25 protein-coding genes are annotated in these 26,067 nt (G+C 74.3%); 18 read left to right on the top strand and 7 right to left on the bottom strand.

The window, feature by feature from the left end; all coding sequences use genetic code 11:
* Window positions 1-50 precede the first annotated feature (50 nt).
* On the top strand, window positions 51-695 hold the full coding sequence (locus AB0N14_RS36925; protein ID WP_366030090.1) for an SGNH/GDSL hydrolase family protein: 645 nt from the start codon (window positions 51-53) through the stop codon (window positions 693-695).
* Here AB0N14_RS36925 and AB0N14_RS36920 read toward each other — a convergent pair.
* The gene (locus tag AB0N14_RS36920) at window positions 665-1,888 is read right to left on the bottom strand and encodes an MFS transporter (protein WP_366030089.1); all 1,224 of its coding nucleotides are present in this window, start codon (window positions 1,886-1,888) and stop codon (window positions 665-667) included. The two genes, AB0N14_RS36925 and AB0N14_RS36920, sit on opposite strands and share 31 nt — an antisense overlap.
* Window positions 1,889-1,930: 42 nt before the next feature.
* Between AB0N14_RS36920 and AB0N14_RS36915 the strand changes: the two genes are divergently transcribed.
* Together AB0N14_RS36915 and AB0N14_RS36910 are read left to right on the top strand one after the other, a co-directional pair.
* The gene (locus tag AB0N14_RS36915) at window positions 1,931-2,554 is read left to right on the top strand and encodes a CGNR zinc finger domain-containing protein (protein WP_366030088.1); all 624 of its coding nucleotides are present in this window, start codon (window positions 1,931-1,933) and stop codon (window positions 2,552-2,554) included.
* Between the two features lie 54 nt (window positions 2,555-2,608).
* Complete coding sequence (locus AB0N14_RS36910) at window positions 2,609-3,058, top strand: SPW repeat protein (protein ID WP_366030087.1); 450 nt, start codon at window positions 2,609-2,611, stop codon at window positions 3,056-3,058.
* A gap of 119 nt (window positions 3,059-3,177) precedes the next feature.
* Here AB0N14_RS36910 and AB0N14_RS36905 read toward each other — a convergent pair whose 3' ends face one another.
* Window positions 3,178-4,242 (bottom strand): galactosyldiacylglycerol synthase, encoded by a 1,065-nt coding sequence (locus AB0N14_RS36905; RefSeq protein ID WP_366030091.1) that lies wholly within the window; start codon window positions 4,240-4,242, stop codon window positions 3,178-3,180.
* A 368-nt stretch (window positions 4,243-4,610) separates the two neighbouring features.
* Between AB0N14_RS36905 and AB0N14_RS36900 the strand changes: the two genes are divergently transcribed.
* The 5 genes from AB0N14_RS36900 to AB0N14_RS36880 all read left to right on the top strand — a co-directional run bounded on the left by AB0N14_RS36900 (window position 4,611) and on the right by AB0N14_RS36880 (window position 9,113).
* On the top strand, window positions 4,611-5,462 hold the full coding sequence (locus tag AB0N14_RS36900) for an SDR family NAD(P)-dependent oxidoreductase (RefSeq protein WP_366030086.1): 852 nt from the start codon (window positions 4,611-4,613) through the stop codon (window positions 5,460-5,462).
* 7 nt (window positions 5,463-5,469) lie between these two features.
* On the top strand, window positions 5,470-6,432 hold the full coding sequence (locus AB0N14_RS36895; RefSeq protein WP_366030085.1) for a DMT family transporter: 963 nt from the start codon (window positions 5,470-5,472) through the stop codon (window positions 6,430-6,432).
* Between the two features lie 174 nt (window positions 6,433-6,606).
* On the top strand, window positions 6,607-7,407 hold the full coding sequence (locus AB0N14_RS36890) for a polysaccharide deacetylase family protein (RefSeq protein WP_366030084.1): 801 nt from the start codon (window positions 6,607-6,609) through the stop codon (window positions 7,405-7,407).
* A 193-nt stretch (window positions 7,408-7,600) separates the two neighbouring features.
* A complete protein-coding gene (locus tag AB0N14_RS36885) occupies window positions 7,601-8,590 on the top strand; it encodes a DMT family transporter (protein WP_366030083.1) in 990 nt (329 codons plus the stop codon).
* A 31-nt stretch (window positions 8,591-8,621) separates the two neighbouring features.
* Complete coding sequence (locus AB0N14_RS36880; RefSeq protein ID WP_366030082.1) at window positions 8,622-9,113, top strand: DUF1360 domain-containing protein; 492 nt, start codon at window positions 8,622-8,624, stop codon at window positions 9,111-9,113.
* Window positions 9,114-9,134: 21 nt separating this feature from the next.
* On the opposite strand, the gene AB0N14_RS36875 is transcribed toward AB0N14_RS36880, so the two are convergent.
* Window positions 9,135-10,886, bottom strand: a complete 1,752-nt coding sequence (locus AB0N14_RS36875) for a glycoside hydrolase family 15 protein (protein WP_366030081.1) — start codon at window positions 10,884-10,886, stop codon at window positions 9,135-9,137.
* Window positions 10,887-11,346: 460 nt separating this feature from the next.
* On the opposite strand from AB0N14_RS36875, the gene AB0N14_RS36870 reads away from it, so the two are divergent.
* The 10 genes from AB0N14_RS36870 (at window position 11,347) to AB0N14_RS36825 (ending at window position 22,547) form a co-directional block, all read left to right on the top strand.
* Window positions 11,347-12,309, top strand: a complete 963-nt coding sequence (locus AB0N14_RS36870) for a UDP-glucuronic acid decarboxylase family protein (RefSeq protein ID WP_366030080.1) — start codon at window positions 11,347-11,349, stop codon at window positions 12,307-12,309.
* 144 nt (window positions 12,310-12,453) lie between these two features.
* The gene (locus AB0N14_RS36865) at window positions 12,454-14,115 is read left to right on the top strand and encodes a carbamoyltransferase C-terminal domain-containing protein (protein WP_366030079.1); all 1,662 of its coding nucleotides are present in this window, start codon (window positions 12,454-12,456) and stop codon (window positions 14,113-14,115) included.
* Window positions 14,115-15,203, top strand: coding sequence for a glycosyltransferase (locus AB0N14_RS36860; RefSeq protein WP_366030078.1), 1,089 nt, complete (start codon window positions 14,115-14,117; stop codon window positions 15,201-15,203). Before AB0N14_RS36865 ends, AB0N14_RS36860 begins: the two co-directional genes overlap by 1 nt.
* Window positions 15,200-15,877: an HAD-IIIA family hydrolase gene (locus AB0N14_RS36855; RefSeq protein WP_366030077.1), complete on the top strand. Its 678-nt coding sequence runs from the start codon at window positions 15,200-15,202 to the stop codon at window positions 15,875-15,877. The genes AB0N14_RS36860 and AB0N14_RS36855 overlap by 4 nt, the downstream gene beginning before the upstream one ends.
* The gene (locus AB0N14_RS36850; protein WP_366030076.1) at window positions 15,874-17,103 is read left to right on the top strand and encodes a glycosyltransferase family 9 protein; all 1,230 of its coding nucleotides are present in this window, start codon (window positions 15,874-15,876) and stop codon (window positions 17,101-17,103) included. Before AB0N14_RS36855 ends, AB0N14_RS36850 begins: the two co-directional genes overlap by 4 nt.
* Window positions 17,100-18,065: a glycosyltransferase gene (locus AB0N14_RS36845; RefSeq protein WP_366030075.1), complete on the top strand. Its 966-nt coding sequence runs from the start codon at window positions 17,100-17,102 to the stop codon at window positions 18,063-18,065. The genes AB0N14_RS36850 and AB0N14_RS36845 overlap by 4 nt, the downstream gene beginning before the upstream one ends.
* Window positions 18,062-19,333, top strand: coding sequence for a glycosyltransferase (locus tag AB0N14_RS36840; RefSeq protein ID WP_366030074.1), 1,272 nt, complete (start codon window positions 18,062-18,064; stop codon window positions 19,331-19,333). The genes AB0N14_RS36845 and AB0N14_RS36840 overlap by 4 nt, the downstream gene beginning before the upstream one ends.
* 114 nt (window positions 19,334-19,447) lie before the next feature.
* Complete coding sequence (locus AB0N14_RS36835) at window positions 19,448-20,092, top strand: SIS domain-containing protein (RefSeq protein ID WP_366030073.1); 645 nt, start codon at window positions 19,448-19,450, stop codon at window positions 20,090-20,092.
* Window positions 20,089-21,483: a D-glycero-beta-D-manno-heptose 1-phosphate adenylyltransferase gene (gene rfaE2 / locus AB0N14_RS36830; RefSeq protein ID WP_366030072.1), complete on the top strand. Its 1,395-nt coding sequence runs from the start codon at window positions 20,089-20,091 to the stop codon at window positions 21,481-21,483. The genes AB0N14_RS36835 and rfaE2 overlap by 4 nt, the downstream gene beginning before the upstream one ends.
* Window positions 21,480-22,547 (top strand): glycosyltransferase family 9 protein, encoded by a 1,068-nt coding sequence (locus tag AB0N14_RS36825; RefSeq protein ID WP_366030071.1) that lies wholly within the window; start codon window positions 21,480-21,482, stop codon window positions 22,545-22,547. The genes rfaE2 and AB0N14_RS36825 overlap by 4 nt, the downstream gene beginning before the upstream one ends.
* Before the next feature lie 319 nt (window positions 22,548-22,866).
* Here the strand turns inward: AB0N14_RS36825 and AB0N14_RS36820 are convergent, their stop codons facing one another.
* The 4 genes from AB0N14_RS36820 to AB0N14_RS36805 form a co-directional block, all read right to left on the bottom strand.
* A complete protein-coding gene (locus tag AB0N14_RS36820; RefSeq protein WP_366030070.1) occupies window positions 22,867-24,213 on the bottom strand; it encodes an MFS transporter in 1,347 nt (448 codons plus the stop codon).
* A 333-nt stretch (window positions 24,214-24,546) separates the two neighbouring features.
* Window positions 24,547-24,864 carry a DUF2795 domain-containing protein gene (locus AB0N14_RS36815; protein ID WP_366030069.1) on the bottom strand — a complete coding sequence of 106 codons (318 nt, stop codon included), beginning with the start codon at window positions 24,862-24,864 and terminating at the stop codon, window positions 24,547-24,549.
* A 13-nt stretch (window positions 24,865-24,877) separates the two neighbouring features.
* Window positions 24,878-25,048 (bottom strand): hypothetical protein, encoded by a 171-nt coding sequence (locus tag AB0N14_RS36810; protein WP_366030068.1) that lies wholly within the window; start codon window positions 25,046-25,048, stop codon window positions 24,878-24,880.
* Window positions 25,049-25,310: 262 nt separating this feature from the next.
* Window positions 25,311-25,493, bottom strand: coding sequence for a hypothetical protein (locus AB0N14_RS36805; RefSeq protein WP_366030067.1), 183 nt, complete (start codon window positions 25,491-25,493; stop codon window positions 25,311-25,313).
* Between the last annotated feature and the right edge of the window lie 574 nt (window positions 25,494-26,067).

The raw sequence follows: 26,067 nt of genomic DNA, 5'->3' as shown, positions 1-26,067 counted from the left end.
CGCCTTCAGCTTCCAGATGCGGGCATACGTGAACCATTCTTCTGTGACTGGTGTTCAGCGGTGTGCTCATCCGATCTCCCCCCTCCTCCCCCGCGTTGGGGGCCGCGGCCCACAACGCGTCCAGCTTCGACTTCACCGCCTGCAACGGCGCCCGCGCCCTCGACGTGCTGAGCCGCCAGCTCGGGTCGCTCAACGCCCGCACCGGGCTGGTCAGCATCACCGTCGGCGGCAGTGACGCCGGCTTCGGCCATGTGATGACGACCTGTGTGCTGCACGGCTCGGGGACCTGCCTGGACGCCATCAGGGAAGCGCTCGACCGCATCGACGGCGCCCTCCCCGGCGACCTCGACCGCCTCTACGCCGCCATCCGGGCCAAAGCCCCCCACGCCCATGTCGTCGTCCTCGGCTACCCGCGCCTGTACCAGCTCAACGGCAGCTGCAAGGCGGGGCTGGCGGACACCACCCGTTCCGCGATCAACGGCGCTGTCGATCACCTCGACAAGGTCATCGACGAACGGGCCACGCACCACGGATTCACCTACGTCGACGTCACCGGCGCCTTCACCGGCCACGAGATCTGCTCCACCGTCCCATGGCTGCACAGCGTCAACTGGCTTGCCCCGACCGAGTCGTACCACCCCACCGAACAAGGACAGTCCCAGGCCTACCTCCCCGCCCTGAACCGCACCGCCTGAGCCTCCGTCGGGTCAGCCGTTCTCCGCACGCCCGCGGTGACCGCCCAGAAGGCCGGCGCGGCGAGGATCTCGACGCCGGCCGCGAGTGCCAAGGTGCCTGGGAGGGACCAGGTGGCGGCGGACCCGGCAAGCGCCGCGCCGAGGGTGAACCCGGTCAGCTTCAGGCTGGCCCCCAGGGTGAACACCTGCCCGCGCAGATGCTCGGGGGTCTCCTGGTGGCGCACTGCGAACAGGGCGGTGACCCCTGGCCCTTCACCGATTCCGGCCAGCAGGACGGCGGCGAGGAGTGCGGCCGGTCGCCCCGTCGCGGCCAGGAGCAGCGCGGCGGCCTGGACGAGGGCACCGGCCCACAGGATGGTGTCCGGCGCGAGAGAACGCGGAAACCGCGCGAGTGCGGCGTTGGCCGCCAGGGCGGAGACGGCCGCGCAGGAGAGCAGGATCGTGCCCTGGCCCGCACCGCCGAGGACGCGTTCACCGAGGAGCGGAAGGCAGACCGTCAGCATGCCTTGGCCGACGCAGGAGACGACCGAGGTGAGGGTTGCGCGGGCCAGGCGGGGGGCACGGACGACGAACCGCACTCCGGCCAGGAGGTCGCGGACCACGGAGGCCGCCTCCAAGCCCTTCGCCGGCCGAACGCTCACGGGCAGCCTCCACGCGACCGGTACGGCCAGGCCGATGAGCACCGCCGAGACGGCCACCGAGGCCGGCGCTCCGAACGCCTGTGCAGCGCCGCCTGCGAGGGCGGGCCCGAGCAGGCCGGCCAGGCCGAAGGTCATCGCATCGAGCGCGTTGGCTGCCAAGAGGTTGTCGCGGGGCACCGCTCGGGGCAGTTGGGCCGTCCAGCCGCCCGACAGTGCCGGTCCCGGAAGACCCGTCAGCACGGCGATCAGCACGCAGACGGAGAGCGGAAGACGGCCGATTCCCGCCAGGATCACCATCAGACCCGTCGCATGGAGCGTGAGCGCGGCGGCCAGCAGACGGCCCGGACGAGCCGCCCTGTCGAGAAGCACCCCCAGCACCGGCCCGCCCACCGCGGCGGCGATGGTGACGCCCGCGAGGAGCGACGACGCCTCAGCAGCCGATCCGGCAACGGCGAACCCCGCCAGCATCAACGCCGGCCCGGACATCTCATCGCCGGTGCGAGCCGTCACCGCGCCGGTGAGATACGTGCCCATCGAGTAACGGCTCTTCACCGGCAGGACGTTACGAACGTAATATGCGTTACATTCGGCGCCGTGCTCCCTCCCCTCGACGATTGGTCGACCCGCCACTCCGTCCTCACCACGGCGCGGCGCACCGCCGCCCTCGTCAACGTCCTCGCCGACGAGGTGACCGACCCCGCCGAAGTCGCCGCGGTGCTGCGCGACTTCGGCGAGACGAACCCCATCGACCTCACTCTTCAGGACGTCGCACAGATGCGGGCGGCGGCCGCGCTGCTGCGGGAGGTCTTCGCCGCCGACCGGGTCGACGAGGCGGCCGCGGCCCTCAACGGCCTCCTGCGACGGCACACCGGACCGGTCCGCCTCACGTCGCACGGGGGTGGCACCCCCTGGCACCCCCACCTCGACCATGACGACGACGCCCCGTGGGCCGAATGGCTCCTCGCCTCGTCCTGCATGGCCCTCACCGTGCTGGTCTGGGACCACCAACGCCCGCCCGGCAGGATCTGCGCGTCATCCGGCTGCCAGAAGGTCTTCATCACACAGGGCAGCGGCCCGGAGCGCCGCTACTGCTCGCGCCGCTGCGCCACCCGCGAACGGGTCGCAGCGCACCGGCGCTCCCAGCCCGCCCCCACGCGGAGGACGCAGTACGGAGATGACGCGACCGCGAATGACGCAAAACTGGGTAAATCCACCTGAATGGGGGAACTGTGTATGTAAGGAAAAAATCAATCCTCTTGGAGAGGCACAGCGATGTCGTATCCGCAGCAGTCCAGTGGAATGGGCACGCATCCCGAGATACAGGAGATGCGGGAACGGCTCGAGCGCACCGCGGCCAGCGGCCCGGCCATCGCCGTTGAGGGGGCGATCCTCCTGGCAGGTGTCTACGCCGCGATATCGCCCTGGGTCGTGCACTTTTCCGGTCAGCCCTTCATCACCGTCAACAACCTGATCGTCGGCATCACCGTCGGCCTGATCGGGCTCGGTCTGACCCTGGTGCCCGAGCGCATGTTCCGCCTGGCGTGGGTGATCGCCCCGCTCGGTGTGTGGCTCATCATCTCGCCCTGGGTGGTGACCGCCACGCACAGCGCGCGGGCCGGCATCATCGCGAGCAACTGCGCGGTGGGTGCGGTGACGGCTGCGCTGGGCCTGGCAGCCATGGGCCTGACCATCGGTGTCGCGCGCCGCGCACCTCGTCAGTGAGACGCCGGCACGGCAAGCCGACGGGAGCGTGCCGGGCGTAAGCGACTCGTGCACACCGGCACGCTTCCGGACGCCTCGGCGTACGACGGACGGTCGGGTCGGCCGCCCGCCGGGACCCCTCACACGGGTGAGGCGCCCCGGAGTTCCATCACCCGCGTCAGGACGTCCACGCGGAACAGCGTGCGGGCGTGAGCGACGCGGCGGTCCCGGTCGGGACCGGGGGTCGTGAGGCGGTTCAGCGCATCGAGCAGCTCGGACTCCGTCTTGGCCACCTCCGTCAGGCCGAGCGCGGCCATCCGGTGGACGCCTTCCTCACCGTGGCCCGGCAGGGGGCGGTATCCCACCACCGGCAGGCCGGCGGCGAGAGCCTGTACGGCGGTCTGGCCTGCGGCGTTGTCCACCAGGGCGCCGGCCGCTCGCATCAGGTCGGGCATGTCGGCGACCCAGCCGAGCGCGAGAACGCCCGGGATCTCGGCGAGGTGCTCGCGGAGCACGTCGTTGCGGCCGCACAGCACGACCGGGAGAAAGCCGTGCGCGGCCAGCAGTCCGGCGGTGGCGGAGAGACGTGAGCCCACCCCCCAGGCGCCCGCGGAGAGGATCACCGGGGCCCGGCCCGGAGCGAACCCGGCGAAGCGGTGGGGCCACGGCGCGGCAGCCGGAGTCGGGGTGAGGAACTCGGGGGCCACGGCCGGTCCGGTCGTCTCGGCGGGGACGGCGATGTCCTCGCGTACCTCGCGGGCGGCCTCGTCGGTGAGGCAGAAGTAGCGGTCGTTGCCCGGATGGAGCCACTGCCGGTGCACCGCGAAGTCGATCAGGAAGACGGCGCTCGGCACCCGCAGCCGGCCCCGGGACCTGAGGTGGCCGGTCAGTTGCGCCGCAAGGTGGAAGACGGGGAGGACGACATCCACGCCCGTACGGTCCACGAGGTCCGTCAGGCGACCGCCCGCGAGGCGGGCCAGGGGGACGCCGCTGGGACGGCGGCCCGGGCCCCGACGCAGGAACGTGCGGTAGAGGAAGGCGTACGCCCAGGGGAAGTGCCGGACCGAGGACTGGTAGAAGCGGCGCAGACCCGTGCCCAGGCCGTACGGCAGGAGGGCGAGGACGTCGACGACGTCCGCCTCGTGGCCGCGCTCCCGCGCGCGCCGCGCGAGCTCCCCGGCGACCGTGTCGTGTCCGGCTCCCATGCTCGCGCTCACGATCAGGATCCGCCGGGAGCCGTCAGGGGACGGGGATGTGGCCGCCGGGGCGGTGGCCGGTCCCGCCGAACGGGCTACTTCGTCCGCCGGGCGGCGGGCAGGGGTCATGGCCGCTCGCGTCGCTCGCCGTCGAGGCACGGGGGAAAATGCACGCACCGGTACTGATTGTCCCGAGTCGCACTTTCCAAACACGCCCCTGTTGCGGGTTTCGGGGTGTGCGAGCGGGACTCACCGTCCGCTTCGTCCGCTTCAACCCTCTCAGCGCAGGAGTGCTCGAAGCCAGGAGCACCCGACCAACAGCCGTCGCCACCCGTCCGTCAGGTGTTCGCCGTCGCAGCCGAGCCGAGGTCGCCGCCATGTCCCATGCTCCCTCCCCTCCTCGATCCGTCCCCGCCCTCTCCGTGGACGCTCCGTCCCCCGCCGCGGGCGCCCCGCCCCGGCGCACCGGTGACCGGGGGGCCCACCCGGGCACGGCACTGGTGACCGGCGCCTCCTCCGGCATCGGGGCCGCCGTCGCGCGCCGGCTGGCCGCCGAGGGCGGCTGGCGGCTGGTGCTGAACGGGCGGGACGCGACCCGTCTCGCGCAGGTCGCCGACCGGGCTTCGGCCACCGGCTACCCGGCGGATCTCACCCGCCCCGGAGCCGGCCGGCAGCTGGCCGAGTTCGCCCTCGAGCGGATGGGCCGCGTGGACCTGCTGGTGGCCTGCGCCGGGATCGGCTGGGCCGGCGAGTTCAGCAGCATGCCCCCACGCGCCATCGACGAGGTGATCGACGTCGATCTGCTCGCCACTCTGCATCTGGTACGGCAGCTCGTCCCCCATATGGTCCAAGCGGGCTCCGGACGTGTGGTGATCGTCGGATCGCTGGCGGGTGCGGTCGGCGTGCGCGGTGAGGCCGTCTACTCGGCGGCCAAGGCGGCGCTGGCGGCTTTCGCCGACGCCCTGCGCTACGAACTGCGCGGTACCGGGGTGCGGGTCAGTCTCGTGGTCCCCGGTGTGGTGGACACCCCCTTCTTCGAGCGCCGGGGTGTGCCCTACCGCAGGTCCAGGCCGAGGCTGGTGCCGCCCGAGCGGGTGGCGGACGCCGTCTGGTGCGCGGTGAGCCGGGGCCGGGACGAGGTGTACGTGCCGCGCTGGCTGCGGCTGCCCGCTCGGATCCGTGGTGCGGCGCCCGGCCTGTACCGGCGGCTCGCCGCCACGTTCGGATGAGTGGCGGGTGAGCGCTCTCACCGTCGTACTCGCGCTGCTCACGGCGCTGTCCAACGCCTCGGCCTCCGTGCTGCAACGGCGTGCGGCGAGGGACGAACCCGCGGGCGGCCGCGGGGTGCGTCAGGCGGTGCGCTGGCTCGGTCATGTGCTGCGGCGGCCGTACTGGCTGGCGGGGGCCGGGCTGCTGGCACTGTCGACCGTGTTCCAGGCGGCCGCGCTGGCCGTGGGCAGCCTGGCCGTCGTACAACCCCTGCTGGCCACCGAGTTGCTGTTCACCCTGGCCGTCGGCGGCGTCGTCTTCCGCGCTCGCCCGAGCGGGCGCACCTGGCTGGCCTTCACCGCCCTCGCCGCCGGCCTGGCGCTGTTCCTGGGGGTGGCAGCGCCCTCCTCCGGCCGGACCACGGCCCTGCCGGGGCGCTGGCTCCCGGCGGGGGTGGCCGTGGTGTGCGCCGTGGTGGCTCTGGTCGTCTCGGCCCGCGCGGTGCGGGGCGCGCCGCGTGCCGCGCTCCTCGGGCTGTCGAGCGCGGTGTCGTTCGCCGCCACGGCAGCACTGCTGAAGGAGGTCATGGGACGGCTCCCGCAGGGCGTGGGGGCCGTGCTGGCACAGTGGCCGCCGTACGTGACGGCGGTGATCGGCATGGTCAGCTTCTTGTTGTTGCAGAGCGCGTTCCGGGCCGGGTCGCTGACGGCGTCGCAGCCGGCTCTGACCCTCGGGGACGCGATGGTCGGGGTGGCGCTGGGATCGGCGCTGTTCGACGAGCAGATCGCGCTCGGGGTGCGGGTGCTGCCAGAGGTGCTCGGCTTCGCGCTCATCGGGGCGGGCAGTATCGGACTGGCGGGCGCCCCGTGGGCCGGCGGTGCCTGGGACACGGCACCGAACGGCCGGGACGGGCCGCATCCGGAGGCCCGGGAGCGGGCGCCGGGGAGGCCGTCGGCCGGTGGCCCGGACCGGGACCGGCCCGACCCCTGACGACGATCCCGGTCCAATAGCGGGCCTCGATCCATGCCGGCCCCGATCCGCGCCACCCCCGATCCGTGCGAGCCCCGATCCATGACGGTCCCGTCCCGACGACGACCCCGTCCCCACGACGGACGGGAACCCGGCGAAGCCCTGGGTTCCTGACGACAAGGAGGCAGTTGCCCTATGACTCGTCCTCACGGTCCCTTCGCCGGCGGACGCGCGGCGGCCCTCCTGGCGCCGGTCGCGGCGGTCGCGGCCGTGCACATCAGCCCGGCCGCCACCTGGCTGCCCGGCCTGCGGCGCCGCTTCCTCCCCGGGCTCGCGGGGGTGGGCCGCCCCGACCACATCGCTCTCACCTTCGACGACGGGCCCGATCCCGGCTCCACGCCGCACTTCCTCGACGCGCTGGACCAGCTCGACGTCCGGGCGACGTTCTTCGTGCTGGGCGAGAGTGTGGTGCGCTACCCGGCGCTGACGCGGGAGATCGCGGAGCGGGGGCACGAGCTCGCCGTGCACGGCTGGAGCCACGATCGGCCCTGGCTGCCGTCTCCCGCCCGTGACACGGCGGACCTGGTCCGGACGGTGGACACGGTCCACGACGCGGCGGGCCGTCGGCCCCGGTGGTACCGGCCGCCGTACGGCATCCTCACGTCGGGACGCTGGGCGGCGGCCCGGCGGGCCGGCCTGCGGCCGGTGCTGTGGACGGCCTGGGGCAAGGACTGGACGGCCGACGCCACGCCCGCCTCCGTACGCGCGACGGCCGGTGCGGAGTTGCGGGGTGGCGGCACCCTGCTGCTGCACGACTCGGACCATGCCGCGGCGGTCGGCTGCTGGCGTGCCACGCTCGGGGCGCTTCCCGGCATCGTGGACGACTGCCGCGAGGCGGGACTGTCGGTCGGGCCGCTGGGCGAGCACGGTGTGGAAGCCGGCGCGGAGGAGACCGCGGCGCGGGAGGCGGCAGCGGGGTGCGTCGGCGGCGCCTGACGCCCTCCGAGGGTAGGAACCGGACTGCGCGTCGCGCTCGGGCGGTCACCGGGGTCTCCGGAACACCGGTCGGCGGCGCCTGCGCCCGCGTGGTCGCCCCGCTCAGGCTGCCGCGGGCGACCGGCTCGCCGGCCGATCCGGTCGCGGTGTTCCGAGGCCGCCCGCTCCGGGTGTCCGGGGGCATTCTGGAGAGGTGATCCTTCTCGCCGCGGTGTTCGCCGTCATGGGTGCCGCCAGCAATGCGGTCGGTACCGCGTTCCAGCGCAAGGCGGCGTCCACGGTCGCGCGCGGCGGCGGCCTGCGGCTGCTGATCGAGCTGGCCCACCGGCCGGCCTGGGTGATCGGCATCGGCGGCGTCGTCGGGGCCGCGCTGTTCCAGGCGCTCGCCCTGGTCAACGGGCCGATGGCACTGGTGCAGCCGCTGTTCGTACTGGAGCTGCCGTTCGCGCTGATGATCGCCGCTCCCCTGATGCAGCGGCGGCTGCCGGCCGCGGCCTGGTGGGGGATCATCGGAGTCGTCATGGGGCTTGCCGTGGTGCTCGGCTCCGCCGCTCCGTCCGGGGTGGCGGACCAGGCGTCCATGGTGCGCTGGATCCCGGTCCTCGCGGCCTGCCTGGGTGCCATGGCCACCGCGGTCGTCATCGCCCGCCCGGGGCGCCCGCCGCTGTTCCGGGCCGCCGTGCTGGCCGCGGCCTCCGCTGTCGGCAATGCCCTGACCGCGGCGCTGCTGAAGTCCGCCACGGGCAGGTTCGCGGACGGCGGCATCGGCGCCTTCCTGCAGTCCTGGCAGACCTACGGCTTCGCGCTCACCGGTGTCAGCGCCATCCTGCTGCTGGAGAACGCGCTCCAGGCGGGCTGGCTGACCGCGTCCCAGCCGGCGCTCACCATCGGGGATGCGACGGTGAGCCTGCTGCTCGGCATCACCCTGTTCGACGAGCGGATCCGGACCGGCTGGTGGCTGCTGCCCGAGGCCATCGGCGTCGCCGTGATCGTCTGGGGGGTGGTGAGGCTGAGCCGGGTGGTGTCGAGGGTCCGGGCGGCCGAGGCCGGCCCCCGGCAGGCGTTTGTGGGCGGGGGCCACGGGGACTCGGGGCCGCAGGAGGACGAGGGCTGGGACAGCCGGGGTCCGCGCACCCAGCGGGGACGGGGGCCCACGGGAGAGCGGCCCGAAAGCGAAGGCTGACCTGGTGGCTGGCCCCGAGGGAGGCATTCCTATGACGGTGCACGACACGCGCTACGACCAGAGCGGCGACACGCCGCTGGCGGGCTACGCGCTCCTCGCGACGACGTTCACGGCGGGTGCCGCGCTGTTCGCCGCGGTGGCGCGTCGCCGTGGGCTGCGGCTGCCGCAGCAGGTGCCGCCGTGGGACGTCGCCCTGCTGGGAACGGCGACGTTCAAGGCGTCCCGGCTGCTGACGAAGGACAAGGTGACCAGCTTTCTGCGGGCGCCGTTCACGCGGCGGGAGTCCGACAGCACGGCCAACGAAGTGATGGATCAGGCACGCGGGAGCGGTGCGCGGCGTGCCGTGGGCGACCTGCTCTCCTGCCCGTTCTGCACCTCCGCGTGGGTGGCCGGGGCGCTGGTGTGCTCCTACGCCTCCGCGCCGAAGGCCACGCGGCTGGTGTGCGCGGGTCTCACGGCCGTCGCGGTGTCGGACTGGCTGCATTACGGCTGGAGCGCGACGGCCGAGGCCGCCGAGAGCTGACGACGGGCGCCTGTCGGGGCGTCAGGCGTGCGCCTCGGGGTCCTCGGCCAGCCGTGCGGCGGTCTCCAGCAGCAGGGCGTGGACGAACGCCTGTGGGAGGTTGCCCCGCAGCTGCCGCTGGGCGATGTCGAACTCCTCCGCGTACAGGCCCGAGGCCCCGCAGGCGGCACGGTTGCGTTCGAACCACCGGTGGGCGTCGATCAGCCGGCCCTGCTGGTGCTCGGCGAGCGCCATGACGAACCCGCACAGCAGGAACGCCCCCTCGGCCTCCCCGAGGGGGCGTTCGTCGTGCCGGAAGCGGTAGATGTAGTGGTCCTGGGCCAGTCGGCGACGGCAGTCGGCCAGGGTGGCGCGGGTGCGGTCGTCGTCGGCGGGCAGAGCGCCGCGTACGGCCGGCAGCAGCAGGGCGGCGTCGGCCTTCGGGTCGTCGGGTGTGCGCTGCCAGTGGCCCTCGGGGTGCAGGCAGTGCTGCGCGGTGGTGGCGAGGAGGGTGTCGGCGAGCAGGGCGCAGCGGTCGGAGAGCGGATGGCGGGGGGCCGCGGCGGCCAGGGCGCGCAGCCCGGCGACGCAGGTCAGCCGACTGTGGGTCCACCACTGGGAGTCCAGTTCCCAGATCCCGGCGTCCGGCTCCCGCCAGCGCTCGGTGATGGCGCGCACCGCGATCTCGGCGGCCTTCCACCCGTCGGCGTCCAGCCGCTGCCGGCGTGCGGCCTCCGCGAACAGCAACAGGGCCTCGCCGAAGCAGTCGAGCTGGAACTGTTCCCTGACGTGGTTGCCGATACGGCTGAAGCCGCCGGGGTAGCCGGGCAGGTCGAGTTCTCTCTGGCCGGGGACGGGAGTGCCGTGCACCGTGTAGGCGGGGGCCAGGCGCGGGCCGTCCTCCCGCAGCCTCTCGCAGACGAAGCGCACGGCCCCGTCGAGGAGTTCGGGGGCGCCGGTGGCGGCCGCGGCCTGCCCGGCGTAGCTCTGGTCGCGGATCCACACGTAGCGGTAGTCGTAGTTGCGCCCCGCCTCGGCGCGTTCGGGCAGGCTGGTGGTGGCGGCCGCGACCATGCCGCCGCCGTGGGTGGTCAGGCCGCGCAGGACGGCGTAGGCCCGGCGGGCGTCGCGCGGGGCGATCGTGTGGTCGAGCGCGGGTACGGCCTCGCGCCAGGCCTGTTCCGTCGCGGCCCAGGCCTCGGCGGCCCGCGGCGCGGTGCGGGGCAGGGGTGCGGCGGAGCACTCAAGGACCAGATCGTGGCGCTCGCCGGGCTGCAGCACGATCTCGGCCGTCAGGCCCTGGCCGCGGGCGACGGCGAACGGGGCGCCCTGCCAGCGCAGACGATGGGGGCCCGAGGTGAGGTACCACACGCCGTCGTCGGTGCGGTGGGCGGAGGCCAGTGAGGAGCGGCCGTAGTCGCCGTGCGGCTCGAGCACGACCCGTACGTGGGCCACCGTGTCGACGGCGTGCAGTTGCCGCAGGAGCACCAGCCGGCCGGCGTCGCCGGGGAAGGCGAGGGCCTCCCGGCACTCGATGAGGCCGTCGGTGGTGACCCAGCGGCTGCGCCAGATGAGGGTGCCCTCCTCGTAATAGCCGCCGAAGACATGGCGGGCCCTGGGCGTGATGGCGTAGACACCGCCGCCGCCGATGAGCGAGGCGAAGACGGCGTCGTTGTGCCAGCCGGGTGAGCACAGCCAGCCGATGTCGCCGCAGGGGCCGATCAGTGCGCCGCGTTCCCCGTCGGCCAGCAACGCGTAGTCGTGCAGCGCGTGCGGCGGGAACGATGTGCTCATGGGTGCTGCCTCCTGGTTGGGCCGACTGGGGGCGCGCGGCGTGCGGGGTCGCAGGGACCTCAAGCCGTACGGCTACCCGGTTTGAGCTGCGGCATTGGCGCCGAGTGTGTGAGAAGCGTTCCGGGACGGCTGGAGAGATCCGGTGATTGTGCTGGGACAGCTGGGGAAACCGGAGCCGCATGTCAACGACCCGGCGACGTCCGCCGTCCCGTCCGGTGCCCCCGCCGCGCCCCGCCGCACCGCCGCGGGCACCCGTGGGCGGGGCCACCGTGCCCGTCGGGTCGCGTGCGCACCGTGGGTCCTCACGCTGCGTCACTCACTCGGATGACGTACACCACCGAGCCACCGGCGCCGCGGCGACGGACGCTGATCGGGGTACTCGACGGTCTTCCGCGACGTCAGCGGCCCGGCGCCCGGAACAGGCCCGACAAGCCGTCGCCGCGTAGGGAGGAGTTCTTCAATGGCCAGCCCTTTGTCACGGAACTGGGACCACGCCGTCGTCACCGGCGGCGCGGGGTTCGTCGGTTCACACCTGTGCGCCGCCCTGCTGGACGCGGGCGCCTCGGTCACCTGCGTGGACGACTTCAGCACCGGCCGGCCGGAGAACGTGGCGCCCTTGCTCGACCGGCCCGGCTTCACGCTGGTGCGGGGCGATGTGGCGGAGGGGCTGACCGTCGACCGGAAGCCGGATCTCGTACTCCACTTCGCCTCGCCCGCCTCGCCCGCCGACTATCTGCGCCTCCCCCTGCACACGATGGACACCGGCAGCCTGGGCACGCGCAACGCCCTGGACCTGGCGCACCGCTCGGGCGCGCGCTTCGTGCTCGCCTCGACCTCCGAGGTCTACGGGGACCCGCAGCAGAACCCGCAGGACGAGCGGTACTGGGGGCATGTGAACCCGGTCGGCCCGCGCAGCGTGTACGACGAGGCCAAGCGGTTCGGTGAGGCCCTGACCACCGCGCACGCCGAGGCGAAGGGCACCGACACCGGCATCGTGCGGCTGTTCAACACCTACGGTCCGCGGATGCGCGGGCACGACGGCCGCGCGGTTCCGACGTTCGTGCGGCAGGCGCTGGCCGGTGAGCCGCTCACGGTCACCGGTGACGGACGCCAGACCCGGTCCCTGTGCTACGTCGACGACACCGTCCGCGGCATTCTCGCGGCGGCGGCGCACGGCATGCGCGGCCCGGTGAACATCGGCAACCCCTCCGAGATCACCATGCTCGACCTCGCCCGCCTGGTCATCCGGCTCGCCGGGTCGTCGTCGGAGATCCGGTTCATCGAGCGGCCGACGGACGACCCGGCCGTGCGCTGCCCCGACATCACGCTGGCCCGCGACAAGCTCGGCTGGGAGCCGCAGGTGGACGCCGAGGAAGGCCTGCGCCGCACCATCGACTGGTTCCGCGCCACTTCCGGCGGCTGACCCGCGCCTGCCTCCCGGCCGCGCCCCGCGGCAGCGGACACGCCCTGTCGTTCGGGCCCCGTACCGGGCACGCCGCCCCGCTCCCCGTCCCCTCACCACCCGCTTCCGTCCGGCTCACGTATCGCCGAAAGGCCTCGGACCCCCATGCGCATCCTCGGAATCAACGCTCTGTTCCACGACCCCGCCGCCGCCCTGGTGATCGACGGCCGGACCGTCGCCGCCGCCGAGGAGGAGCGGTTCTCCCGGCGCAAGCACGGCAAGCGGCCGGTGCCGTTCTCGGCCTGGGAACTGCCGGAGAAGGCCGCCGCGTGGTGCCTCGGGCGCGCCGGACTGCGCCCCCAGGACCTCGACGCCGTCGTCTACTCCTACGATCCGGACCTCGCCCGGCCGGCAGAGGCCATGGGTCTGGACGACCCCTGGGACCACCTGCGGCAGACCTACGCCCGCGAGGCCCCCGGCTTCCTGAAGACGGCGCTGCCGGGCCTCGACCCCGGCATCGTCCGTTTCGTGCCGCACCACATGGCGCACGCCGCGTCCGGCGCCTTCGCCGCGCCCGACGCCGGGGACTCCTCCGTACTGGTGCTGGACGGCCGCGGGGAACGCGCCTCACACCTGGCCGCGCGCCGGGTCGGGGACCGTCTTGAGCCCCTGTACGCGCAGGAACTGCCGCACTCCCTGGGGCTCATCTACGAGGAGCTGACCGAGCACCTGGGGTTCCTCAGGTCCTCCGATGAGTTCAAGGTGATGGCGCTCGCCTCGCACGGCCGCCCGCGGATGCTCGCCGAGCTGCGCCGCCATGTGTACCCCACGGGTGACGGCGGCTTCCAGGCCACCGGGGTGCCCTGGCACGAGCTGTGCGCGCCGCGCGGCCCGGACGAGCCGTGGACGCAAGCCCACGCGGACGTGGCCGCCAGCGCCCAGGCCGTGCTGGAGGAGACGCTGCTCGACCTGGTGCGCTGGCTGCACGGCAGGACGCACCACAGCGTGCTCACGCTCGCCGGGGGCGTCGCGTTGAACTGCGTCGCGAACTCGCGGATCGCCCGCGAGGGGCCCTTCTCCCGAGTGTGGGTGCAGCCCGCGGCCGGTGACGCGGGCACGGCGCTGGGCGGGGCGCTGTTGCTGGCCGCCGGGCAGGGGGACGAGCCGGAGCCGATGCCGGGCGCCGATCTGGGCCGGGACTGGTCGGACGCGGAGCTCGGGGCATGGCTGAAGACGGCGGCGGTGCCCTTCGAGCGGCCCGCGGACATCGCCCGGACCGTCGCCGAGACCCTCGCGGACAACGGGATCGTGGCCTGGTTCCAGGGCCGTTCCGAGTACGGCCCCCGGGCGCTCGGGCACCGTTCGCTGCTGGCCCACCCCGGGCACGCGGGCAACCTGGAGCGGCTCAACGACGTCAAGGGCCGCGAGCAGTTCCGGCCGGTGGCGCCGATGGTGCTCGCCGACCGCGCCTCCGAGATCTTCGACGGTCCGCTGCCCAGCCCGTACATGCTGTTCGTGCACGACGTGGCCGAGGCGTGGCGGGACCGCATCCCGGCGGTCGTGCACGTGGACGGCACGGCCCGCATCCAGACCGTCGACCCGGCCAAGGAGCCGCTCGTCGCCCGCATGCTCGGCGAGTTCGAACGGCTCACCGGGCTGCCCGTGGTGGTCAACACCAGCCTGAACACGGCGGGACGGCCCATGGTGGACGATCCGCGCGACGCGCTGGAGTGCTTCGGCTCCTCCCCCGTCGACCTCCTCGCCATCGGCCCGTACGCGGTGCGGCGCGGGGACTTCTTCCGCGGCGCCGACGCGAGGAGCACGTGATGGCGGAGCGCGGAGACGACATGGTGACCACCGCCTACGCCGACGACGCGTACGCGGTGGTGATACCCACGCTGGGACGGCCCAGCCTGAGTGCGTGCCTGCGGGCGCTGGCCGAGGCGTCCGGGCCCCGCCCGGTGCGGGTGGTCGTCGTCGACGACCGCCCCGGAGACGAGGGCGAGCCGCTCACGGTCGACATCCCGGGGCCGCTGCGCCCGGTCACCACCGTGGTCCGCGGCCGTGCCCGGGGGCCGGCCGCGGCCCGCAACGACGGGTGGCGGGCGGCCGGGCGGATCCCCTGGATCGTGTTCCTCGACGACGACGTGGTGCCCGGCCGTACCTGGGGAGACGACCTCGCCCTGGACCTGGCGGAGGCGACGGAACGGACCGGCGCGATCACCGCCCGGATCGATGTCCCCCTGCCGACCGACCGCCGGCCCACCGACTGGGAACGCAACACCGCCGGCCTCGCCACCGCGCGGTGGATCACCGCCGACATGGCCTACAGGCGTACGGTCCTGGAGGCCGTCGGCGGCTTCGACGAACGGTTCCGGCGGGCCTTCCGGGAGGACGCGGACCTCGCGCTGCGGGTGCAGGCCGCGGGATGGACGGTGACCACGGGGTCCCGGACGACGACGCACCCGGTGCGCCCGGCCGACCGCTGGGTCTCGGTGCGCCTGCAGGCGGGGAACGCGGACGACGTGCTGATGACCCGGTTGCACGGCCCCGGGTGGTGGAGCAGGGCGGGCGCGCCACGGGGACGGCTGTCCGGTCATCTGGCGGTGACCGGAGCGGCGGTGGCGGCCCTCGCCTGCGCGGCCCTGCGCAGGCCCCGGGCCGCCGCGGTCTGTGCCGCCGGCTGGCTGGCCGGTACCGCCGAGTTCGCCCTGGCACGGATCGGGCCGGGGCCGCGGACCCCGGACGAGATGGCCACCATGGCGGTGACCAGCGTGCTCATCCCGCCCGCCGCCACCTGGCACTGGCTGCGCGGTCACATCGTCCACCGGGCAGCGCCGCCGCACGTCGCAGACGACGCCGGGGCGCAGCCGCCGGTGCGGCGCCGGTCGCTCGAGGAACGGGTGCACCCATGAGCGGACGTCCCCTGCCGCCCCCTCCCCCCGAGGCCGCCGTGCCGTCGGCGACCGGGCCCTGGCTGTTCGACGGTCCCCAGGGCGGCCCGCCGCGGGCGGGGGGCACCCTGCCGGCGACGGTGCTGTTCGACCGCGACGGCACGCTCGTGTCCGATGTGCCCTACAACGGTGACCCGGAGCGTGTCGAGCCGATGCCGACGGCGCGGGAGGCGGTCGACGCCGTCCGTGCGCGGGGCATCCCCGTCGGGGTGGTCAGCAACCAGTCCGGCGTGGCCCGCGGCTTGTTGACGCGCGCTCAGGTGGAGGCGGTGCGGCGGCGGGTGGAGGAGCTGCTCGGCCCGTTCGACGTGTGGGCGGTGTGCCCGCACGGCCCGGGCGACGGCTGCGGCTGCCGCAAGCCGGCGCCGGGCCTGGTGGTGACCGCCTGCGCACGGCTCGGCGTCCCGGTGGAGCGCGCCGTCGTCATCGGGGACATCGGCGCGGACATGGGGGCCGCCCGGGCGGCGGGCGCCCGCGGCGTGCTGGTGCCGACCCCCGTCACCCTCCCGGAGGAGATCGAGGCCGCCGGGACCACGGCCGGCGACCTGCTGGCGGCGGTGCGCCTGGTGCTGGACCCGGAGGACGGCTCCGGTCCCGGGCCGCGCGCCGCCTCGATCGCGGGGGAGGCACGATGACGGACACCCGACACCTTCCCCGCACCCTGATCGTGCGCCTCGACAGCGCCGGCGACGTGCTGCTGGCGGGGCCCGCCGTGCGTGCCGTCGCGGCCGGTTCCTCGCATACGGCGATGCTGTGCGGTCCGCGCGGGGTGCAGGCGGCGAAGCTGCTGCCGGGCGTGGACGAGGTGCTGGAGTACGACGCCCCGTGGGTGGGCCTGGAACCGGCGCCGGTCTCCCGCGCGGCGACGCGGCAGCTCCTTCAGACGCTGACCGCGGGCTGCTTCGACCGCGCCCTGGTGCTCGTCTCGTACCACCAGAGCCCGCTGCCGATCGCGCTGCTGCTGAAGCTCGCCGGCGTCGGCTGGACGGCCGCCGACAGCGAGGACTACCCGGGCGCCCTGCTCGACCTGCGGCACCGCCGGCTGCCGCACCGGCACGAAGCCGTGGCGGCGCTGGACCTGGCGAGGGACGCCGGTTTCGCGCTGCCGCCCGGCGACGAGGGGCCGCTGCGGGTCACCACGCCGCCGGACACCACTCACCTCACCGGGTCGGAGCCGTACGTGGTGCTGCACCCCGGAGCCGCGGTGCCGGCCCGCGCGTTGAGCCCCGAGCGGGCGGCGCGGGCCGCGGCCGCCCTGGCCGCCGAGGGCTACCGGGTCGTGGTCACCGGGGGCCGTGGGGAGCGGGAGCTGACCGCGAAGGTGGCCGGATCGCACGGGCTGGATCTCGGCGGCCTCACCGATCTGCGGCAGTTGGCGGGGGTGCTGGCCGGGGCGCGGGTGGCGGTGGTCGGCAACACCGGACCGGCGCATCTGGCGGCCGCGGTGGGCACCCCGGTCGCCTCCCTGTTCGCGCCGGTCGTACCCGCCGAGCGCTGGGCCCCGTACGGCGTCCCGCACGTGCTGCTCGGGGACCAGAGCGCGGCGTGCGCGGCGACCCGCGCCCGGCACTGCCCGGTGCCGGGACACCCGTGTCTCGACGGCGTGAGCGATGCCGAGGTGCTGGCCGCCGTGGCGGCGCTCTGTGAGAGAAGGCCCAGGGCGATGCATAACGCGGACCGGAAGCGAAAGACGGACCGAACGGATCTCGCCACGGATGCATCGCCCGGGCCGGGTGGCGCCTCTGGCACGGAGGGCACGTCCGGCCCGGAGGACGTCACCGGGGCGAAGGACGTGCCCGGGCCGGAGGACGTGTCCGGGCCGGGCCGCGGTCCCGAGACGGAACGAGGAGCGACCGTATGAACATCCTGTTGTGGCACGTGCACGGGTCCTGGACGACGGCGTTCGTCCAGGGTCCGCACACCTACCTCGTTCCGGTGACACCCGGCCGCGACCCCGACGGACTGGGGCGGGCCCGCACGTTCTCCTGGCCGTCCTCGGTGCGCGAGGCGACCCCCGAGCAGCTGCGGGACGCGGAAGTGGACCTGGTCGTCCTGCAACGGCCGCACGAACTGGAGCTGGCCGAGCGCTGGCTCGGCGGCCGCCGCCCCGGCCGCGACATACCCGCCGTCTACCTGGAGCACAACGCACCGGACGGCGACGTGCCCAACACCCGGCACCCGTTCGCCGACCGCGGCGACCTGACGCTGGTCCACGTCACCCATTTCAACCGGCTGTTCTGGGACTGCGGCAGAACACGCACCGACGTCGTCGAGCACGGCATCGTCGACCCGGGACACCAGTACACCGGCCATCTCGCCCGCGGGGCCGTCGTCGTCAACGAGCCGGTGCGGCGCGGCCGTTACACCGGTACCGATCTGCTGCCCGCGCTGGCGGAGGCGGCGCCGCTGGACGTGTTCGGGATGCGCACCGAGGGCCTGGCCGGCCATCTCGGGCTGCCCGAGGAGCGGTGCCGCAGCGCCGACCTGCCCCAGGCCGAGCTGCACCGGGAGATGGCGCAGCGACGGTTCTATCTGCATCCGGTGCGCTGGACCTCCCTCGGTCTGTCGCTGCTGGAGGCCATGCACCTGGGCATGCCCGTCCTGGCGCTCGCCACCACCGAGGTGGTCGAGGCGGTCCCGCAGGGCGCGGGCGTGCTGTCGACCCGGCCCGACGTCCTGGCCCGGGCAGCCCGGCACTACCTGCACGAACCCGAAGCCGCGGCCGAGGCCGGCGCCCGTGCCCGCCAGGCGGCCCTCGGCCGGTACGGGCTCAAGCGCTTCCTGGACGACTGGGAGCGCGTGATGACGGAGACGCGCTCATGACCTCATCCCTGCACCCCATGCAGCCGGACGCCGCCGACGCCGACGGCCCCGGTTCCCTGTCGATCGCACTGGTCTCGGAACACGCGAGCCCCCTCGCCACCCTGGGCGGGGTGGACGCCGGCGGGCAGAACGTCCACGTCGCCTGTCTGGCCGGGGCGCTCGCCGACCGGGGACACCGGGTGACCGTGTACACCCGCCGCGACGACAAGGACCTGCCGGACCGGGTGCCGCTGCGCGAAGGGGTCGAGGTGCGCCATGTGCCCGCGGGTCCGCCGGAGCCGCTGCCCAAGGACGAACTGCTGCCCTACATGGCCGACTTCGGGCGCTATCTGGCCGGGGTCTGGCGGGTGCGGGCGCCGGACGTGGTGCACTCGCACTTCTGGATGTCGGGGCTGGCCTCGCTGCGGGCCGTACGCGAGCTGGGGCTGCCGCTGCTGCACACGTACCACGCGCTCGGCACGGTGAAGCGACGGCACCAGCAGCTGGCGGACACCAGTCCGCCGCGGCGCATCGCGTACGAGACGGAGGTGGGCCTCGGCTGCGACCGGGTGATCGCCACGTGCCGGGACGAGGTCGTCGAACTGGGCAGGATGGGCATACCCGCCGGGAAGGTCAGCATCGTGCCGTGCGGGGTGGACACCGAGCTGTTCACGCCGAAGGGTGCGGTCGCCGAACGCGGCTCGCGCCGGCACCGGCTGCTCCAGCTGGGCCGCCTGGTGCCGCGCAAGGGCGCGGCGGTGTCCGTCACCGCGCTCGCCCTGCTGCCGGAGACGGAACTCGTCGTCGTCGGCGGGCCGTCCGCGGACCGGCTGGACGACGACCCGGAGGTACGCCGGCTGCGCCGCATCGCCGAGGAGCACGGCGTCGCCGACCGGGTGATCTTCATGGGCGGAGTGGCGCCGCGCGACGTGCCGCCGCTGGTGCGCGCGGCCGACGTGGTGGTGTGCCCCGCGGACTACGAGCCGTTCGGCATCGTCCCGCTGGAGGCCATGGCCTGCGGCAGGCCGGTCGTGGCCAGCGCGGTGGGCGGCCAGCTGGACACCGTCGCGGACCCGACCACCGGGCGCCTGGTGCCGCCACGGGACCCCGAGGCCCTCGCCCGGGCCGTAGGTGAACTCCTCGCCGACCCCGAGATGCGGGAGGCGTGCGGCGCGGCGGGCCGTCGTCGCGTGCTGCGCAGGTACGGCTGGGGACGGGTCGCCGCGGCGACCGAGGCGACGTACTGCTCCGTCCTGGACGCCCAGCCCGCCGCCACGGGGGTGGTGTGATCACGCACCGTCCGCCCGGCCCTCGACAGCGTTCCCGACCCACCGCGGAGCTCCGACGTCCGAAGGAGGTGCGGGTCCGGCCGCCGTCCCCGTGACGCGGTACGCCCGATCAACATGACCGATTCTTCTGCATATGCACTCGATGCCGCGCATCTGCACTGCCGTTCACTGGAGCAGGCGCTCGTGCGCCTGCGCCGGGACGGCCTGCACCGGATCGCTGAGTGGGGCGGCCGGCTCGCGATCGTCCTTCCCGCCGGCGGCCGGCTGCTGGCCGCCGGCAACGGCGGCAGCGCCGCCCAGGCCCAGCATCTGACCGCCGAGCTGGTGGGTCGTTACCGGCAGGAACGGCCGGCCTACTCGGCGATCTCGCTGCACGCGGAGACGTCCAGCGTGACCGCGATCGGCAACGACTACGGCTTCGACCAGGTCTACGCCCGGCAGGTGGCCGCCCACGGCCGCCCGGGTGACGTGCTCGTGCTGCTGTCCACCTCCGGCCGCAGCGCCAACCTGATCAGCGCGGCCGTGACGGGCCGGGCGGCCGGACTGCGCGTCTGGGCGCTCACCGGGCCGGGCCCGAACCCGCTGGCGGAGGCGGCCGACGAGGCCCTGTGCATCGACGTCGGCAACACCGCGACCGTTCAGGAGGCCCATCTGGTGGCCGTGCACCTGCTCTGCGAGAGCTTCGACGCGGCGCTCGGCGCCGCCACCCGGCCCACCGCCGCGCCGCGTACGGTCGGAGCGCACGGGACGGCGTCGTGACGGGGCGGGCTCCACTCGTGGTCGTCGGGGACGCCCTGCTCGACGAGGACATCGAGGGTGTCGCCACCCGGCTGTCCCCGGACGCCCCCGCCCCCGTCGTCGACGTCACCGAGGACCGGCGTCATCCCGGCGGGGCGGGACTCGCCGCCGCGCTGGCGGCCCGCGGCGGTCGTGAGGTGGTGCTGGTGACCGCGCTCGGCGACGACTCGGCCAGCGAGGCCGTACGCCGTGATCTGCGCGGCCGGGTGCGGCTGGTGGAGATCCCGCTGAAGGGCAGCCTGCCGGTGAAGACGCGGGTGCTGGCGAGCGGCCGGCCCCTGGTGCGGATCGACCGGGGCGGCGGCACGCCCGGCGAGCCGGACGCCGCGGTGCGGGAGGCGCTCGCGCAGGCGCACGCCGTACTGGTCGCCGACTACGGACGGCACACGGCCGGTGCCGTACGGGAGCATCTGGCGGCCGTCGTGCCGCGTACGCCGCTGGTGTGGGACCCCCACCCCCGGGGCGACACTCCCGTGCCCGGGGCGCGACTCGTCACCCCGAACGCGGCGGAGGCATCCGCCCTGTGCCCGGGCGACGGCGACTCGCTGCGCGCGTACGCCGACCGGGCCGCTCGGCTCGCGCAGCGCTGGCAGGCAGCCGGTGTCGCCGTGACCCTCGGGGACCGCGGGGCGCTGCTGGCCAGGGCGGGCAACGGCACGCCGATGCTGGTGCCGCCGCCGTACCGGGCCAGCGGGGACCCCTGCGGCGCGGGCGACTGCTTCGCGGCCACGACGGCTGCGGCGCTGGCGGACGGGGCACTGCCGGAGGAGGCCCTGCAGCGGGGCGTCGCGGAGGCCGCCGCGTTCGTCTCGGCGGGCGGGGCCGGGAATCCGGCGCTGTGGCGGACCGAGCCCCCTCCCCCGGCGCCGACTCCCCGCACCGACGCCTTCGCGGTCGCCGAGCGGGTGCGCGCGCGGGGCGGCACCGTGGTGGCCACCGGCGGCTGCTTCGACCTGCTGCACGCGGGGCACGTGGGCCTGCTCGAGAGTGCGCGGCGCATCGGCGACTGCCTGATCGTCTGCCTCAACTCGGACTCCTCGGTCGCCCGTCTGAAGGGGCCGGGGCGCCCGCTGAACACGGTGGCGGACCGGGTGCGGGTCCTCGAGGCGCTCGGCAGCGTGGACGCCGTCGCGGTCTTCGAGGAGGACACCCCGGAGACGGTCCTGAAGCGGCTGCAGCCGGATGTGTGGGTCAAGGGCGGCGACTACTCCGTCCAGGACCTGCCGGAGGCGGAGGCGCTGCGGGCCTGGGGCGGGCAGGCGGTCGTACTGCCCTATCTCGACGGCCGCTCCACGACGTTGCTGGCCCGCCGGGCGGCGCGGGCCGCCGTGCCCCCGGTGCCGCCGACGTGAGGACGGCCGAGGCGCACGCGCCGCGGGTGCTGGTGCTGCGGGCGCTGGGGCTGGGCGATCTGCTGACGGCGGTGCCCGCGCTGCGGGCGCTGCGGCGGCATCTGCCCCGCCACGAGATCGTGCTGGCCGCGCCCGGGCGGCTGGAGCAGGCAGCCGCGGCGACCGGCCTGGTGGACCGGCTGCTGCCCGCCTCCGCCCCCGGCCGGGCGGTGCCCGCCGAGCTGGCCTGGGACGGACCGGCGCCCGATCTGGCCGTCGATCTGCACGGCAACGGCCCGCCGAGCCATCTGCTGCTGCAGCGGCTCGGGCCGCGGCGGCTGTTCGCCTACGCGCACCCGGACACTCCCGACATCCCCGGTCCGGTGTGGCGGGAGGACGAACACGAGCGGGAACGGTGGTGCCGTCTGCTCGCCTGGTACGGCGTCCGGGCGGACCCGGAGGATCTGTCGATCCCGGCGCCCGCGACGCCCTCCCCCGCACCCGGCGCCGTCGTGGTGCACCCCGGGGCCGACGCCGCCGCGCGGTGCTGGCCGCCGGAGCGGTTCGCAGCCATGGCGCGGGAGGTGCGCCGCTCGGGGCACGACGTGGTGGTGACCGCAGGCGCCGGGGAGGGCGCGTTGGCGCGGAATGTGGCGGCTCGGGCGGGGCTGCCGCCAGGGGCGGTCGTGGGAGGCGACGGCGACGTGCCGTTCGACCGGTTGGCCGCGCTGGTGGCCGGGGCCCGCTGCGTGGTGGTCGGCGACACCGGGCTCGCGCATCTGGCCACGGCACTGGGCACACCCTCGGTGGTCCTGTTCGGCCCGGTCGCCCCTCGGCTGTGGGGGCCGCCGGACGACACACGGCACCGGGTGCTGTGGCATCCGGGGGGCGACACTGCGCCACGGCCCGGGGACGCGCACGGCAGGGTGCCGGACGAGCGGCTGTTGAGGATCACGGTGGCGGAGGTCACCGAGGCGGTGCACGGTCTGCTGGAGCCGGGGGCGGGACGGGAGCCGGGGCCGGGACGTGGGATGCGGAGCGAGGTGCCCGGGGCACCGACGACTGGTCCGCGGGCCCGCGGCTGACGTAGGGCGACGGCAGACCGGAGGGCTCGTGAGGGCTGTGCCGGCCGACGGGCGAAGAAGGCACGAGCCCTCTGCACGAGCCCTCCGCATCCGTCCGCCGTCAGGTGACGGTCGCCCCCCTCCCGGCCGGCCCCCGGCCACCTCAGCGGCATCCGCCGTGACGGCCCGCGCCCGGCATGAGACCTGGGCGGCGGCACAGCGGGGACGGACCTGGCAACGGGCGACGGCACGGCGGGAAGGGAAGGGGGCCGGCAACGGACGACGGCACGGCGGCCGGCCCCGGCAACGGGCGCCGACCGGCGTCCGCCGCCCGGACGGCTCAGGCCGCGGTGCTCAGGTCCGGTACTCCGCGGTCCTCCGTGCGGAGCACTACCGCCGGACTGGTGCGGCGCCGGCGCAGGGCGAAGCCCGCTCCGATCGTGCCCGCGATGATGACACCGCCGACGACGAGGGCGCCGCGGGCTCCGGCCAGCTGCATGAGGAGGCCGAGCGCGGGCGGGCCGCCCAGACCCCACGCCGTGCTGATGGTCCTCCACACGCCGAGCACGCGACCGCGCAGGTGGGCGGGCGGGTCGGTCTGCAGGACGGTGGTCCCGGCGGTGTCCGAGACGGACTCCACCACGGCCATCGGCAGAACCAGCACCAGCAGCACGGCGAGCGACGGCGACAGCCCCGCCACGATCTGGAGGAGTCCGCCCACGGCGGCCAGCGTGCCCACCACCCGCACGGAGGGCCGGCCCAGCCGGGCACCCAGGACCGCACCGACGATGCCTCCGACGGCGAGGACGGTGGACACCGTGCCGAACGCCTCGGCGCCGCCCGCGAGCGGGCCGGTGACGAGGACGGCAAGGGTGAGGCCGTAGTTGCGTCCGAAGATCGCGCTGATCCCGGTGATGCCCGCGAGGGCGACCAGCCGCGGGCGGCGCGCGAAGAACGCCAGGCCCTGCCGCACGGTCATGTCCCCGCCCGCGGGCCGGCTGCCGCGCTGGGCCGGGAGGGCCGGCGCACGGCGCGCGGGAGCCCGTACGGCGCCGGGTGCCGGACGGAGGAAGGGGATGACGGAGGCGACGAACAGGAAGGAGACCCCGTTCGCGGCATACGCGGCGGCCGTGCCGAAGAAGCCGATCGCCACACCGGCGAGCGCCGTACCGACGAGCCGGCCCGCGCTGTGCACCAGCGAGCCCACGCCGATCGCGGAGGGGACGTCCTCCTCGCGGACGAGGTCGTTGCCCAGCAGCGCGCACGCGGGCCCGTCGACGGTGGCGATCAGGCCGGTGACGGCGGCCAGCACCATCAGCACGGGCACGTCGAGCCGGCCGAGCGCGACGAGGACGGCCGTCGTGAAGGCGACGGCGCCGAGGAGCGCCTGGCTGACGGCAGCGGTCAGCTTCCTCGGCAGGCGGTCGACGGCGGCGCCGCCCGCGAGGCTCACCAGGAGGGCCGGGGCGGCCTGCACGGAGATCGACAGACCCGTGGCGGCGGCGGACCCGGTGATCTTCAAGACCAGCAGGTTCTGCACCGTGAGCTGCATCCAGGTGCCGGCGTTCGAGACGAAGTTCGCCAGGGACCACCAGCGCATGCTGCGGTACTTCAGGGATCTCCAGGGCGAGGAGGACTCGGCCGCCGGGGCCGCCGAGGCGGCGTCCGGCGCGGAAGCAGCCGGCACCGGGGCAGGAAGGGACGCGGAAGCGACAGGAGAAGAAGGCACAGTGATCTTCGGGGAGGGGTCCCGGGGGGACTCACACGGAACATCGGCGGGAGCTCGGTACACCGGCTGCGCTGCGCGGTCGCTCCCCCGGATCTGGCGGGTGCCGTGCCGCCGGTGAGCCGCGCTGCGGGTCGCGGGAGGACGGCATCGACCATCGTGGCAGACGGGACCGGCGAGTCGTCGTCGCGTGCTCCGGACGGGGTACCGAACACACACCAAGTCCCCGACGGTATCGGGGACTTGGTGCTTCTGTGTACTTGCTCACAGCGTCCGCGGCCGACCGCCGTGAGGTCAGTCCTCCAGTTCCTCCTGGATCGGCGTCTTCGGCGCGTCCCGCAGGTGCTGTGACAGCCCGGGTTTGCCGCCCTCGCGCGCCTGCTCGGCACGTTGTGCGGCGGTGTGCCCGAGGTCGGAGTCGGGATCCACCCGGACCGACCGCGCCACGTCATCCCGGCTGGTGTACTCCTCGGGCGGTATACCGCGCAGCGCCTTGACCACCTCTTCCGAGGCGCCGGCCGCGCGCGCCGCCGTCAGCAACTGGTCCTTGTCGGCCGGAAAGTCGACGTCCTTGAGCGCGCCCAGCACCTCCGGCACATTGGTGTGCGCCATGGGGGCCTCCTTACTACTGCTCTTCGTAGTCCTCCCGGTGGATGCCCGCCTCCTCCATCGCCTCACGCATGGTGCGGCCGGACGGACCGGTGGGGGCGGGCTTGCCGGCCTTCTCCTCCGCCGGTTCCATGACCACGTCGTCGGTGGTCTCGGTCTTCTGCCGGTTCTCCTCGGGAACGGTCATCGCGACGATTCCTCACAGACGCCTTTCGCTTCCTGAACGACGGCGAGTACCCGAAGACCAGGCCGTGGACACCCGACCCACGCTGTGGACCCTTTTGCGTGTCGAACGGCACAGACGGCGGACGGTGCCGCGAAGCTGACCTGGGCAGGGCCTGTCGGGGGCGCCGCTCTGCTTCCCGTCGGGCACGCCCGGTGGCGCTGCGGGAACCCACGGGAACATGTGACAAGAGCGCCCACCTGCCACGACTCCCCGTACTGCGCGGTCACTGGCCAACCGGGGTCTTCGTGGCGAGTTTCCACCCGCTTCCGGCGCAGTCCTCGGGTGTCGGCGGAAACCGGTCCCCCTGCACGTCCGTGGACCAGCTGTGGCCGCAGGCCGTCTCGCATTCATACATGCCGGTGTCAGGCACGACCTCGCCCGGGCGGTACACCTTGTCGTTGGTCATATCCGACGTATAAGCCCGGACTGGGAGGCCCACCACTCGGCGCGGTGGGAGCTCGGCGTGCCCGGAGGCCGACCGGCAGCATGACGGAAGGCGCGGCCACGGCGTACGCCCTCTTTGGGGACCGTGGCTCCGCTGTCACTGTCGATCGTCATCAGTCGGCCTCGGGCGCCCTCGTACGGCCCTGGGCGACCCAACAACGATCACGCAGCCCCCAAGCTGCGGCCGGGACGGCTTGCCGATCCGGCAGTACGGCACACTGGGCAGCCTCCGAACGCGCAGAAGTCAGCTCCTCGCCGCTCCGACGAACGAGGTAGTCGATGCCCACAGCGACCGCGGAGACGACCCCGACCATGCCGGCTCTGATGGCGTCTCGTGCCACCTGCGTACTCGCCGAGGAATCTGGCCAGAACGCCACAGCGAGATAGACGGCGAGGGTGAGGAAGGCAACCATCGTCATTACCTCGCACTCTCCCATTTTGGGCTCTTCTGCTTGATGTGTGGGTACCTGACCAGCCCTGATGCATAAAACACGCCGTTCCCTGCTTAGGGTTTCGAGTTGCTGAGGCTCAAGATC

Source organism: Streptomyces sp. NPDC051104 (genome assembly GCF_040682835.1).
Taxonomy (GTDB): Bacteria; Actinomycetota; Actinomycetes; order Streptomycetales; family Streptomycetaceae; genus Streptomyces; species Streptomyces cynarae.
Note: the sequence above shows the minus strand (reverse complement) of the source record. Positions and strands in the feature narration are given on the sequence as shown.